10 protein-coding genes are annotated in these 12,886 nt (G+C 71.1%); 7 read left to right on the plus strand and 3 right to left on the minus strand.

The annotated features are described in order from the left end of the window. The first annotated feature begins 161 nt into the window (after positions 1 to 161). The 4 genes from ACQPXD_RS36190 (at position 162) to ACQPXD_RS36205 (ending at position 4,752) form a co-directional block, all read left to right on the plus strand. The gene (locus ACQPXD_RS36190) at positions 162 to 1,424 is read left to right on the plus strand and encodes an ABC transporter substrate-binding protein (protein WP_432826036.1); all 1,263 of its coding nucleotides are present in this window, start codon (positions 162 to 164) and stop codon (positions 1,422 to 1,424) included. A gap of 64 nt (positions 1,425 to 1,488) precedes the next feature. Further along, positions 1,489 to 2,421 (plus strand): carbohydrate ABC transporter permease, encoded by a 933-nt coding sequence (locus ACQPXD_RS36195; protein ID WP_432826038.1) that lies wholly within the window; start codon positions 1,489 to 1,491, stop codon positions 2,419 to 2,421. A gap of 10 nt (positions 2,422 to 2,431) precedes the next feature. After that, entirely contained in the window at positions 2,432 to 3,331 is a 900-nt protein-coding gene (locus tag ACQPXD_RS36200; protein WP_432826040.1) for a carbohydrate ABC transporter permease, read from the plus strand. After that, a complete protein-coding gene (locus tag ACQPXD_RS36205) occupies positions 3,328 to 4,752 on the plus strand; it encodes a GH1 family beta-glucosidase (protein WP_432826042.1) in 1,425 nt (474 codons plus the stop codon). The genes ACQPXD_RS36200 and ACQPXD_RS36205 overlap by 4 nt, the downstream gene beginning before the upstream one ends. 80 nt (positions 4,753 to 4,832) lie before the next feature. Here ACQPXD_RS36205 and ACQPXD_RS36210 read toward each other — a convergent pair whose 3' ends face one another. From ACQPXD_RS36210 to ACQPXD_RS36220, 3 genes are read right to left on the minus strand one after another with little or no spacing between them, the layout of a single operon-like run. Further along, the gene (locus ACQPXD_RS36210; protein WP_432826044.1) at positions 4,833 to 5,333 is read right to left on the minus strand and encodes a hypothetical protein; all 501 of its coding nucleotides are present in this window, start codon (positions 5,331 to 5,333) and stop codon (positions 4,833 to 4,835) included. Then, on the minus strand, positions 5,330 to 8,116 hold the full coding sequence (locus tag ACQPXD_RS36215) for an ATP-binding protein (protein WP_432826046.1): 2,787 nt from the start codon (positions 8,114 to 8,116) through the stop codon (positions 5,330 to 5,332). The genes ACQPXD_RS36210 and ACQPXD_RS36215 overlap by 4 nt, the downstream gene beginning before the upstream one ends. After that, positions 8,113 to 9,960: a hypothetical protein gene (locus tag ACQPXD_RS36220; RefSeq protein WP_432826048.1), complete on the minus strand. Its 1,848-nt coding sequence runs from the start codon at positions 9,958 to 9,960 to the stop codon at positions 8,113 to 8,115. Before ACQPXD_RS36220 ends, ACQPXD_RS36215 begins: the two co-directional genes overlap by 4 nt. 450 nt (positions 9,961 to 10,410) lie before the next feature. On the opposite strand from ACQPXD_RS36220, the gene amcB reads away from it, so the two are divergent. The 3 genes from amcB to ACQPXD_RS36235 all read left to right on the plus strand — a co-directional run bounded on the left by amcB (position 10,411) and on the right by ACQPXD_RS36235 (position 12,795). Then, the gene (gene amcB / locus ACQPXD_RS36225) at positions 10,411 to 11,520 is read left to right on the plus strand and encodes a cyclophane-forming radical SAM peptide maturase AmcB (RefSeq protein WP_432826050.1); all 1,110 of its coding nucleotides are present in this window, start codon (positions 10,411 to 10,413) and stop codon (positions 11,518 to 11,520) included. A 9-nt stretch (positions 11,521 to 11,529) separates the two neighbouring features. Beyond that, positions 11,530 to 11,715, plus strand: a complete 186-nt coding sequence (locus tag ACQPXD_RS36230) for a hypothetical protein (RefSeq protein WP_432826052.1) — start codon at positions 11,530 to 11,532, stop codon at positions 11,713 to 11,715. A gap of 78 nt (positions 11,716 to 11,793) precedes the next feature. Continuing rightward, on the plus strand, positions 11,794 to 12,795 hold the full coding sequence (locus tag ACQPXD_RS36235) for an aldo/keto reductase (protein ID WP_432826054.1): 1,002 nt from the start codon (positions 11,794 to 11,796) through the stop codon (positions 12,793 to 12,795). The last annotated feature ends 91 nt before the right edge of the window (positions 12,796 to 12,886 follow it).

The following is a 12,886-nucleotide window of genomic DNA, read 5'->3' on the forward strand; positions in this document are numbered from 1 at the left end:
GGCGGGGCGAGACTGGGCACTGGAAGCGCTCCCAGTTGGCAACCGCCCCGCCGTTGGACAGCGCTCACCCGATTCGCGTTGCACCCACACACCCCAGCGACGCGGCGATGCGACCGGCTCTATGTAACCGGTTACACCGCCGCACGGAAGGACCCAGACGCATGCACCGCTTCCGACTGGTGCCCATGACGGCGGTCGCGCTGGCCGCCGCCGTGCTGCTGACCGCCTGTGGCACGAACGGCGGCGCCGGCAGCAACGGCACGATCACGCTGAACGTCAACCTGTTCGGCAACTTCGGGTACAAGGACCTGTACGCGCAGTACGAGAAGGACCACCCGAACATCAAGATCCAGGAGCACACCGCCGCCTACAACGACCACCACCGCGACCTGGCCACCCATCTGGCCGCCGGCTCCGGTGCCGGGGACATCGAGGGCATCGACACCGGGTTCATCGCCCAGATGCGGGAGCGGGGGAACCTGTTCGCCGACCTGGGCACGGACCGCCAGTCGCAGTATCTCGACTGGAAGTGGAAGGCGTCGCTGACCAAGGACGGCAAGCAGATCGCCTACGGCACCGACGTCGGCGGCCTGGCCATCTGCTACCGCCGCGACCTGTTCGAGAAGGCCGGCATGCCCACCGACCGCGACCAGGTGTCGGCCGCGTGGCACAGCGGCTGGGACAAGTACATCGAGTTCGGCAAGCAGTACGCGCAGAAGGCGCCGACCGGCAGCGCCTTCTTCGACGGCGGCGGCCAGCTGTTCAACGCCATCATCGGCCAGGCCTCAACGGGGTACTACAGCGAGGACAACACCATCGTCGTCGGCACCAACCCGGAGGTTCGCGCCGCCTGGGACCTCAGCGTGCAGGCCATCCAGAGCAACCTGTCGGCGAAGCTGATCGGCAGCTCCCAGGAGTGGAACAACGGCTTCGCGAAGGACCAGTTCGCCACCATCGCCTGCCCGGCCTGGATGATGACGAAGATCAAGGACCAGTCGAAGCAGGCCGCCGGCAAGTGGGACGTGGCGGAGGTGCCGGCCGGCGGCGGCAACTGGGGCGGCTCGTACCTCGCGGTTCCCAAGCAGGGCAAGCACATCGAGGAGGCCAAGGCGCTGGCCGCCTGGCTGACCGCGCCCGAGCAGCAGGCCAAGGTGTTCACCCAGCAGGGCAACCTGCCGTCCATCCCGTCGCTGTACGACAAGCCCGAGATCGCCCAGTACAAGGACCCCTTCTTCAACAACGCACCGGTGGGGCAGCTGTTCACCGCCGCCGCGAAGCAGTTGAAGCCGCAGTATCAGGGCCCGCGGGCGGGCGACATCCAGACCACCATCCGTGACGCCCTGGTGCGCATCGAGCAGGGCAAGCAGTCGCCCGACGACTCGTGGAAGCAGATGGTCGGCGACGTGGGCCGCCTCGCCAAGTAGCCGCACCTCCGCGCCGGCGGCGGCCGCCCGTGCCGCCGCCGGCCCCGGCGACGAAGGATCGACGATGGCCAGCTATCTCCACCAGGCCCGGCGGGCCGGCCTGAGCCGGCTCGACACCAAGGGCTCCCCGTACCTGTACATCCTGCCGTTCTTCCTGCTGTTCGGCGCGTTCGGCCTGTTCCCGCTGCTCTACACCGCGTACGTCTCGTTCAACGACTGGGACCTGCTCGACTCGAGCGACCATCGCTGGGTCGGCCTGGCGAACTACGAAGAGCTGCTGCGGGACCCGTACTTCTGGAACGCGCTGGGCAACACGCTGAGCATCTGGCTGCTCTCCACCGTGCCGCAACTGCTCGCCGCGCTCTGGATAGCCCACCTGCTCAACCACCGGCTGCGGGCGCGGACCGCGCTGCGCATGGGCGTCCTGCTGCCCAACGTCACGTCGATCGTCGCGGTGACGATCGTGTTCACCCAGCTGTTCGGGCGCGACTTCGGCATGGTCAACTGGGCCATCGGCCTGTTCGGGGCCGGGCCGATCGACTGGCAGGCCAACACCTGGAGCTCCCACCTGGCCATCGCGGTCATCGTCGCCTGGCGGTGGACCGGATACAACGCCCTCATCTTCCTCGCCTCGATGCAGGCGATCCCGAGCCACCTCTACGAGGCCGCCGACCTCGACGGGGCGACGCAGGGCCAGCAGTTCCGCCGGATCACCGTGCCGATGCTGCGCCCGACGATCATCTTCACCACCCTGATCTCGACCATCGGCGGGCTGCAGATCATGGCCGAGCCGCTGCTGTTCGCGAGCTCCCAGACGCCGACCGGCGGGTCCGACCGGCAGTTCCAGACGATCGCCCTGTTCATGTACGAGCAGGGGTTCCGGGAGTTCCGGTTCGGGTACGCCTCCGCGATCGCCTGGACACTGTGCCTGCTGATCGTCGTCGTCGCGACCGCCAACTTCCTGCTGACCCGGCGCATCGCCAACGACGAGGAGTGAGGAGATGGCCATGAGCACCCTCGCCGACACCCGCCCGACCGGCACCGCCCCGCCGCGGTCGCAGCGCCCGCCCCGCCGCCGGCGCGGGTTCGGACATCCGCGCAAAGCCTCGGTCTGGACCTACGGCGCCCTGCTGGCGGTCGTGGCCGGGTCGGTCTTCCCGCTGTACTGGTCCCTCGTCGTGTCCTCGCAGACCCCCGACGCGGTCACCCAGGTCCCGCCGGCCCTCGTGCCGGGCGGGCACCTGTTCGACAACATCGCCCGGGTGTTCGACACGACCGACTTCGGCCTCGCGCTGGTCAACTCGTTCATCGTCAGCGGCTCGGTCACCGTCTCCGTGGTGTTCTTCTCCACCCTGGCCGGATTCGCCTTCGCCAAGCTGCGCTTCCGCGGCCGGGGGTGGCTGCTCGCGCTGGCCATCGGCACGTCGATGGTGCCGCACCAGCTCGGCGTGATCCCGCTGTACATCATGATGGCCGACCTCGGCTGGACCGGGCACCTCGCCGCCGTGATCGTCCCCGGCCTGGTGACCGCGTTCGGGGTGTTCTTCATGACCCAGTACCTCGGCCGCGCGGTGCCCGACGAGCTGCTCGAGGCCGGCCGGGTCGACGGGTGCGGCACGTTCGGGCTGTACTGGCACGTGGTCCTGCCGGCCGCCCGTCCCGCCGCGGCCGTGCTCGGCCTGTTCACCTTCATGCAGGCGTGGAACGACTTCTTCTGGCCATTGGTGGTACTGCAGAACAATGCGACCGTGCAGGTCGCCCTCTCCGCGCTGGCCAGCGGATACACCACCGACTACACGCTGACGCTGACCGGCACGCTGCTCGCCACGCTGCCGATCCTCGTCGTGTTCATGGTCCTCGGCCGGCAGATCGTCGGCGGCATCATGCAGGGAGCGGTCAAGGGATGAGCACCACCTTCGACGGCGCGAGCGCCGCCCGTGCCGCGACCGGCGCGCCGGCAGACGTGCCGGACCTGCCCGCCGGCTTCGTCTGGGGCGCCGCCACGGCGGCGTACCAGATCGAAGGCGCGGTCGACGAGGACGGCCGCGGCGAATCGATCTGGGACGTCTTCTGCCGCCGGCCGGGCGCCGTCGCCGATGCCGCGTCCGGGGCGGTGGCCTGCGACAGCTACCACCGCTGGCGCGAAGACGTGGACCTGCTGGCCGGGCTCGGCGTCGACGCCTACCGGTTCTCGGTCGCCTGGCCCCGGGTCATCCCCACCGGGCGCTACGGGGTGAACCAGGCGGGGCTGGACTACTACGACCGGCTCGTCGACGCGCTGTGCGAGCGCGGTATCCGGCCGTTCGTCACCCTCTACCACTGGGATCTGCCCCAGGCGCTCGAGGACGAGGGCGGCTGGCGCGCGCGGGACACCGCCGAGCGGTTCGCCGAGTACGCCGGCCTGGTCGCCGGCGCCCTGCACGACCGGGTGGAAGACTGGATCACGCTCAACGAGCCGTACTGCTCCTCGATCGTCGGCTACGCGGAGGGCCGGCACGCCCCCGGCGCCACCGAGGGGCACGCCGCGCTGGCCGCCGCGCACCACCTGCTCCTCGGGCACGGCCGGGCGGTCGACGCGATCCGGGCGGCGGCCGGTCCGCGCACGCGCGTCGGCATCACGCTCAACCTCTCCCCCGTCGTGCCGGCCACCGGCACCGACGCCGACCGGGCGACGGCGCACCGGCTGGACCTCATGCTCAACCGGCAGTTCACCGACCCGGTCCTGAGCGGCGAGTATCCGACCGGCTTCGAGCGGTTGTACGCCGGCGTGAGTGACCTGTCGTTCCGGCGAGACGGCGATCTCGATGTCATCTCGGCGCCGCTGGACTTCCTCGGGGTCAACTACTACTACCGCCTGCACGCCGCCGCCGCGCCGCACGCACAGCCCGACCCGGCCCTGCGCAGCGCCGCCGACATCGGCGTCCGGCAGGTGCGACCGGAGGGCGTGGCCACCACCGGGCTCGGCTGGCCGGTCGAACCCGAGGGGCTTTTCGACACCCTGACCGGCCTCGCCGAGCGCTACCCGGACCTGCCCGCCGTGTATGTCACGGAGAACGGCTGCGCCGAACTGCGCGACGGCCCGGAGCCGGACCCGGAACGCATCGCGTTCATCGCCGGGCACCTGGCCGCGGCGAGCCGGGCCGCCGATCGGCTCGAGCTGCGCGGGTACTTCTACTGGTCGCTGATCGACAACTTCGAGTGGGCGCGCGGCTACGGGCCGCGCTTCGGGCTCGCGCACGTCGACTACGCCACCGGCATTCGCACGCCGAAGGCCAGCTACCACTGGCTACGCGACCGGCTGCAGGCCTGGCACGCGCGTACCGCCTGACGGTCCCGGCGCCCGTGGTGTCCGCGGTGGCTCAGGCGGCCGGCGTGTGGTCCCGGGTTCAGCGGAGGCCCGGGGATCGGTCATGGACCGTCACCGTCGTCTTCGTCCCTGAGGGCGTCGTTCAGCGCGTGCAGGAAATACTCCGCATTCTCGTAGCCCTCCCGCTTTCGTTCGGCCTCCTCGGCTTTGCTGTCGGCCGCCTCGGAGACCTCGGCGTCGGGGGCCGCGGAGACCTCGGCCTCGGGAGCCGCGGAAGCCGAGGACTCGGCTTTGGCGTGCTCGGTTCGAGCGTCGGCCATCACCAGGGTGTGGTCGTCGGGCTGATGCCGCTGCTCCAACCCCGGCCGTTCGTTCACACCGGCCGCGTTGGGGGTGGGGCTCACAATGCCCCAGTCGACGGCCAATCCGGCCACGAGGGCGGCGGCCACCGTGATGCGCCACGCCTGGTCCGCGACCTGGCGCAGACTGTTCACCAGGCCGCCGTCTCGGGAGTTGTCCTGGCGGACCGTCTCCGGGGATTCCGCAGGCTTCGAGTCCGGGGGTGGCGGAGGCTGGTCGGGCGGCCGGGGAACGTCGCTCATTGCGGGATCACCTCGTTGTCGATGAGGGACTGGACGAACTGCACGGCGAGGTCGGCCAGCAACGGGTGGCAGGCGTAGCGCAGGGCCGCCTGCAGTGGCTCGCCGCCCCACTGACCGCGTAGCGCGAGCACCGCTGCTCGCAGGCCGCTGGCGTCGGGATCGCCGAGTGCGACGCCGTTCACGGCAGGACCGGCGTCCGGCCGGAGCCGGAGCTGCGCGATCTGATCGGCTGTCGTCGGCCCAGGTATCGACAGTCCGCGGGCGGCCCAGTCGGCGCTGGCCGGCAGGGCCGTGGCGTCGTCGCCCAGCGCCTCGCTGCGTGTGCGTAGCTGGTCCAGGACGTCGTTCCAACGGTATACGCCGGCGCGAAAGCGCGGGTCGACGTCCCGGCGCTGGCCGGTGAGCAGCGCGTTCGCGGCAGCGTGGACGGCTTCGATGTAGTCGTCGACGTCGACGTAGCGGCGGATGACATCCGCACGGGCCAGCACGGACCGCTCCGCCGCGTGCCGAACGGCGCAGCGCAGGGTCTCCGGGCCGACCGAGTTGACCAGCGGAGCGAGGTCCGGGTTCGGGAACAGTCGCGGCTCGCCAGCGACGAAGGCCATCGTGAGCGCCTCGATCCAGACGACAAGCAGGGGCTGCTCGGCGAGGCGGCGCGCCGTGTTGAGCTGGGCCAGGGTGCACGGCGCGGCAGTGCAGCCGGGACAGCGGCGGCCGATCGGAAGGTGGGCCGGCGTGACGGCCGCATGCTCGCGGGACTCGCCAAGCGGGATGCGGATCTTCAGTGGGCGGTCAGCGCCGTCCACGGTAACGGCAGCCTCGCCCGGGCGGAACGCGACGAGCGCCTCGGACTGGTCATCCTGCAGGTTCATGGTACCGCCGACCAGGGAGCGGTCGTCGGCAGCCGGGAGCCGGTGGGCGATCTTGAGGGCGCTGTTCTTGATGACGTCGGGGACGAGCTTGGACGGAATCTGTTCGACAACGACGACGCCCTCGCCATAGGCGCGGATCTCGGCGAGCAGAGTGGCGAAGAGCTCCACCGCGGCCGCCTGGGGGCCGTGATCGACCTTGCGCAGCAGGCGATGCGCCTCCTCGATGACGATGAGGTGATGCAGGGCGATCGCGCCTTGCGAGCCGTGGTGCACGCGCAGGTGCTCGACGATCCGGATGAGCACCATGCCGATCAGGAACGCCTTGTCCTGATCGTTGGTGATGGTGTCCAGCTCGAGGATGGCCCGCAGGCGCAGCAGGGCGCCGATGTCGAGCGGGTGGCCGCCCTCGAAGAAACGGCCAGGGGTGCCCTCGCGGAGGCTGCCGAGCCGGACGTCGATGAAGCCGCGCACGTCGGCGGTCATCTCGGGTCCGTAGCCGATCCGCTCGACGATACGGCGCGCGACGGTCTGCAGGTCGCCCAGCGTCGGGTAGCGGCGGGACGCGGGCTCGTCGGGATCGTCGAGGCGGTACTTGGGTTTGACGGCCGGCACGGGATCGCCGGTGACGAGGTCCCAGCCGCCCGCGCGGTAGCACTCGGTCAGCGACCGGGAGAGCACCTGCGGGAACGGCTCGTGGCCGGCGAATGCGGCCAGGAACAGCGCGCGGACGAGGTCGACGTGACTCTGCAGCGGGTAGCCGGGCTCCGGTTCGAGCGGATTGAGGCAGACCGGCGGCGCGTCGAGGTCGCCGGGGCGGAGCACGACGATGGGCAGCGCCGGGCCGAGCCTCCCGGCGATCCGGGCGTACTCCGCCTTCGCCGACTCGATGACCAGCCAGGACAGCGGGGTGTCCAGGCGCGACACCGACTCCAGCAGGCTGCGGACGGTCTGCGACTTGCCCGAGCCCGTGGCGCCGCATACGAAGGCGTGCCGGTTGAGGGTGTCGAAACTGACCGGGAAGGAGCCGGCGGGACGATCGACGGCATCGAGGACCTCGCCGAGATTGACGGTCGGGCCGGACGGGGTCGGCTCCGGGGTGACGTCGAAGCGGGCGGGACTGGTGAGGCGCAGCCCGGGCAGCTCGCGGCGGGGCGGGCGGGCCAGCGCGGCGACCAGTGCCGTAGAGGCGAGGAATGGTGCGTCGACCGCGGCGGCCAGGTCCACGACTTCGGCGCGGGGGGTCAGCTCGTAGGGAACCGCGTCGAGGTCGCTGGCGCCGCACAGCAGCGCCGCAGCGGTACGGGCGCCGATCGGGGTGGTGCCACCGGCGAGGACGCTGACCTGCCAGATGGCGTCGGTTCGGGTGAGCTCTCGGTGGCGCAGCCGGTCAAGTTCGGCGGCGAGTCGGTCGGCCTCGGAGTGGACGGCCTGGCCGAGGGCGGGCAGTCGCCGGGCGAGTTGCCGGCGCTGCTCGGCGAGGGCGGCGGCAACGACGGGGGTGGCGACGACGAGCCATGCGAATGGGTCGGGCAGGGCGGCGACGAAGTTCTCCAGCCGGCGGGGTTCGGGGTGCACCGCCGGGTCCGCGACGGCCTCGCGCTCGGGCAGCACCATCTGGCCGGCGCAGCCGACCCAGTGCCCGAACCGCCACAGATGCTCCCCCACCGGGCCCGCGTCGGTACAGGTGCCGCCGGGCGGGTACATGGTTGCGTATGCGCCGGTGCCGCCGACCAGCACGGTGAGCTCGGCGGTGCCGGGGGGCCGCAGCCACGCCACGCCGATCGGGCCGGCGGCATGGGCGGCGAGCAGGGCCGCGTACACCTGCGGCGGCAACGGATCCGGGGTCGTCCCGTCCGGCGGCCGGGGCAACGTGCGGAGCCGGTTCCAGCGCAGGCCGCGCGGGTCGGTCACGCGGGCACCGCGCGAGGGCGGTCCGCGACGCCTGGCTGGGACACCAGGGCGGGAGAGCAGTCGCCGAACAGCGCGCGGCGGCTCGCCGGGGCGAATGCCTGCACGACGATGAAGCCGGTCGGCGGCATGTTTTGGATCTGCTCCGGCTCGGCGATGAACTCGCGGGTCTGCGCCTGGGTCTGGCTGCGGTCCCGCGAGCGGCCCTGCTGTTCGCTGGAGCCCCATGTGGTACTGGCGGAGGTCTCCTCGTGCTCGCTCGTGTCGCGGGGGCCGGTTGTCGTACCCTCACCGAATTGGCGGGAGTAGCCATCCTCGGTGCCGTAGGTTCGGTTCTCGCCCTGGCTGTAGGTGATGCTCGACAACATCCACTTGAGCCCCCGGCCGATGTGCTCGACGGCGACGCGAGCCTCGGCGGAGTTGCCCAGGCGCATGAAAATGCTGGCGCTGTCGGAGCTGCCGAGAAGCTCCGGTGCGCTGCGGCGGAGCCGTTCGATGAGGTGCACCAGGCGGACGCCGCGGGCGCGGGCGAGGGTGTTGAGATCCTCGACGCTCTCGAGGCCGAGCCGGTCGCCGCCGGCGATCACCAGGACGTCGCGCGGCCGGACGTCGGTGCGGCCGAGCCAAGCGCGCAGCGCCTCCACGAAGGCGTTGTCGACGGCTTGGCGCGCGAAGCCGTCCTGCGCCACGGCGGCGGCCGAGCGGCGCAGGACCGTGAGGCCGGGGGTGCGCCACAGGTCGGCGAGGCCGGCACGGCCGCCGGGACCGTCGTCGGCGATCGCCTTTACCAGGACGTGCAGCGTCCGTACGCCCCCGAGGTCGGCATCGCCGGCGATGGCGGCGTCGTGCAGCAGCCGGTCGACCTCCTCGCCGGTGAGCTCGGGGTCCTCGCCGCTGCGGGGTAGCCGGCGCAGCACCGCGAGCGCGGCGGCGACACGCCGGGGTGTGTATGGCGCCTCGATATCGTTGAGGACGGTCTGCAGGACCTCGCGGTGCAGGTGCGGGTCGGCGGACGGGTCGCAGGCACGAGCGGTGGCGAGGAGGATCTGGCGTACCGCGGCGGCGTCGAGACCGGCAAAGAAGTCCGCGACCGCGGCCTGCTCCGGCAGGACGGCGTCGTCGACCGGGCACGCGGAGACGCCGGCGGTGTAGCGCAGGTGCGCGGCGACGTCGTTGCCGGTCAGGTCGGCCACAAGCACACGGGCGCCGCCGGCCAGGATCGACGCGCCCATGGTGGTCAGCAGGCTGGACCATCCCTCCGGCACACCGCCGAACACGTCGACGCGGCGGGCCACGGATGGGTCGATATGGATGGGGTACCACCACGGACTGCGGCCGATGCGCTGCTGCTCGCTCCAGCCGTGCCGATCCCGGTCGGCGCGCCACTGCGCGTGCCGGCGCTCGAAGCCGGCGCGTTGAGCCGCGACCCACTGGTTGTATTGGTCCTGGCGCCGGCGCCGCTGCGCGCCCGCGAACATCCGCGGCATGAATGCCAGCAGGAGCACAACGCCGATCAGCAGCCCGAAGATCACGACGAGGAAGCCGTTGTTGAACAGCGGATTGTTCGCGGGCTTCGGCGCGTTGTTGGTGACGTTGGCGCACATGCAGGCGGCCCCGACGAGGGCGACGACAATCGAGATACCGACGCCGGTGCGCAGGCTGCCCCAGGACCGCTGCACCCAGCGGTCGTCGTTGGTCGGGTCGTACGGCCGAGGCTGGCGCCAGATCGGCTCGTTGAACTCCCACTGGAACATCTGCTGGCCAGGCGGCGGGGCGAACTCCCAGCCCCACCGCTCGGGCGTGACAAACAGCCCGCCCGTCCGACTCGGCCCTGTCTGCCAGTCCACCGACACGTCGCCCGCACCCCTTGCCTCGGCACCTTGAGGGCCACAGTAGGGACCGATGTCCGGGCCCGCCATGCTGCCTGCGGCCGGGATGGTCTGGGCACCGCGGCGCACGAGGCTGCCCGTTCGGCTCACTGAATCCGGCTGTCGGGCGACAGGGTCGCCGGTTCCGTGATGCCCGGATTCTGTGCGTCGAGAGCGGCGACGATCAGCGACGGCACCCGCCCCGTGGCCACGTCCCGCACGGGGATTTCACCGCCTGCGGGGCGGTGGGTAGCCCGGCGGCCATGAGCCGCTTGAGTGGCGTCGGGATTCGCCGGTTAGGGCGAGGCGTTCCGGGAACCGGCGACCTACGCTGAAAGGCGTCAGTCGTCGATCACCAATTGGGCTGTGGCGTATCCACGAAACACCGCCGTGAATGGACTCTTCTCGCCAAATCCGGAGCATTCTCTGATGGTGGACCCCGACCGGCGCATCGGCCGCCAGTTCCGCATGGTGGTCGTCCAGCCGACGACTCGCTGTTCATGGAAGTGTGATTACTGCTATCTGACCACCCGTGATCAGCGGCTCGAGATGACGCCTGCCGTGGCGGAGGGGGTGGCCCGGGGCATCGCGGCCCAGGACTGCGCCGATCCGGTGACCGTCGTGTGGCACGGCGGCGAACCATTGTCGCTGCGAAAGGAGCGGTTCGAACAGTTGCTCGCGCCGTTCGAATCGTTGCGCGCCGCCGGACGCGTGCGACACTCCGTCCAGACCAATGCGAGCCTGATCTCCGCCGAATGGTGCGACCTCTTCTCGCGGTACGGCTTCAGCGTCGGCGTGAGTATCGACGGGCCGGAATGGGCGAACGCGCACCGGCTGGATGCGGGCGGGCGGCCGGCCTTTCACCGGGCCATGCGCGGCATGGACGCGCTCAAGCGCCACGGCCTGCGGTTCACGGTCATCGCCGTCGTCACGGCCGAGACGATCGGCCGGGCCGACGAGCTCGTGGACTTCTTCAACGACCTCGGCGCCGCCGGCGTCGGCTTCAACCTCGAGGAGTTCGAAGGGGCGAATAGCCGGGAGCCGGCCATCACCCGCGCCAGCGCCGAACATTTCTGGGCGGCATTGTTCCGGCGCCGCGCCCAGGGCCTGGCGTTCCCGGTGCGCGAAATCGAGCGGATGCTGTCGTACCTGCGCGTAGCCCGGGCCGGCCGGATGCCGTCGAACCGGCGGTACGAGCCGATCCCAACCGTCGCCTGGAACGGCGACACCGTGGTGTTGTCACCCGAATTGGCCGGAATTCAGGATGACGCATACGACAACTTCGTGATCGGCAATGTGGTCCGGGAACCGCTGCCGGCCATGCTCGCCCGGGCCCACGAAACGCGCTATGTCGCCGAATTCGAGCGGGCCCTGCAAGCGTGCGCGGCGAGCTGCGAGTTCTACGACTTCTGCGGCGGCGCCCAGGCCGGGAACCGCTATTTCGAGCACGGGACGTTCGACGTCGCCGAGACCGCCTACTGCGTCAACACCCAGCAAGCGCTCGTGAGCGCGCTGCACGAGCTGTCGACACCCGTCTAAGGAGTCGCCGTGACCATCCTGGAACAGCTCATCTCCTCGCCCTCGCCGACGCTGCGGAAGCTGCTGGACGACAGCGTCGCGGACGGTACCAACGCCATGACCGAGCCATCATGGGGCGACTTCTCGAACGCACCGCCACCGCCCCCGTGGGACAACTGGAACAACTGGACCAACTGGGGTAACTGGGGCAACTAGCGGGGTGCACGGCGGCGCCGATGCCGGATGTGATCTGGCCCCTTTCCCGTCAGGCGGCGCACGCCTACCATCCGGCGGGTGAGCGAGCCGACAGGGGCCCCGGCCGGCCCGCCGCTGTCCGCAGGTATCCGGATCGGCCCGGCGCGCAGCGGCCGCGTCATCCTGGGTGGTGCGACGTTCGGCGGGATGGGCAGCACGCTGTCCGCGATCGGGTCCGGGCTCGACGACGCCGAGGCGTATGCGGTGATGGACGCCGCCGTCGCGCTGGGCGTCACCGTCTTCGACACTGCCGACGGGTATGCCGACGGCGCGAGCGAGCGGGTGATCGGCGCATGGCTGCGCGACCGCGGCTTGTCCGCGCAGGTCTCCGTGACCACGAAGGTCGGAGTGGCCGGCGGCACCGTGCACGGCCGCGACCTGTCGCCCGCTCGCATCGACGCGCACGCCCGCCGCAGCCGTGAACGCCTTGGCCTGGAACAGATCCCGATGTACATGGTGCACGCCACCGACCCGGCCACGCCCGTGGCCGACAGCCTGCGCGCGTTCGACCGCCTCCACCGTGACGGCGTCATCGGCGCGCTCGGCATGTGCAACGTGACCGTCGAGATCCTGCGCGAGTGGGACCGCGCCGCCGACGAGTTGGACGCGATCCGGCCCAGCTGGGTGCAGAACGAGTACAGCCTGCTGTGCCGGGGCGATGAGGCGGACGTGCTGCCGTACTGCGCCGAGCGAGGCCTGGCGTACACCGCGTACAGCCCGCTGGCCGGCGGCGTCCTCGCCGGCCGCTACCGGCGCGGTGTGCCGCCGCCGCCGAAGTCCCGCATCGCCACGCTGCCCGCCCAGTACGGTCCCCGCCTCACCGGGCGCGTGCACGACGCCCTCGACACGATGTCGGGCCTGGCCGCCGAGCGCGGCACGACCGTCGCCGGTCTCGCCCTCGCCTGGGTGATGAGCCATCCGCTGGTGGCCGCGCCGCTCGTCGCGCCGCGTACCCCCGCACAGTTCGAGGCGGCCATCCAGGCGGCGCGGATCGCGCTGGACGCGCAGGAGCGCGCCGCGATCGCCGCGTTGATGAGCTAGCCGGTAATCTGCGCGTACACGCCGGAAACACAAGCGCAATTACGGCGTAGTCGATAAGCGCCGCGAATCACGGCATCGCCATTCCTGTATT

Source organism: Dactylosporangium sp. CA-092794 (assembly GCF_050948465.1).
GTDB lineage: Bacteria > Actinomycetota > Actinomycetes > Mycobacteriales > Micromonosporaceae > Dactylosporangium.

What these genes read in the sequence shown, in the direction of transcription:
- ACQPXD_RS36210 (WP_432826044.1), bottom strand. Translation starts at nt 5,333, where the DNA reads ATGAGCGACGTTCCCCGGCCGCCCGACCAGCCTCCGCCACCCCCGGAC.
- ACQPXD_RS36190 (WP_432826036.1), top strand. Translation starts at nt 162, where the DNA reads ATGCACCGCTTCCGACTGGTGCCCATGACGGCGGTCGCGCTGGCCGCC.
- ACQPXD_RS36195 (WP_432826038.1), top strand. Translation starts at nt 1,489, where the DNA reads ATGGCCAGCTATCTCCACCAGGCCCGGCGGGCCGGCCTGAGCCGGCTC.
- ACQPXD_RS36205 (WP_432826042.1), top strand. Translation starts at nt 3,328, where the DNA reads ATGAGCACCACCTTCGACGGCGCGAGCGCCGCCCGTGCCGCGACCGGC.
- amcB (WP_432826050.1), top strand. Translation starts at nt 10,411, where the DNA reads ATGGTGGACCCCGACCGGCGCATCGGCCGCCAGTTCCGCATGGTGGTC.
- ACQPXD_RS36200 (WP_432826040.1), top strand. Translation starts at nt 2,432, where the DNA reads ATGAGCACCCTCGCCGACACCCGCCCGACCGGCACCGCCCCGCCGCGG.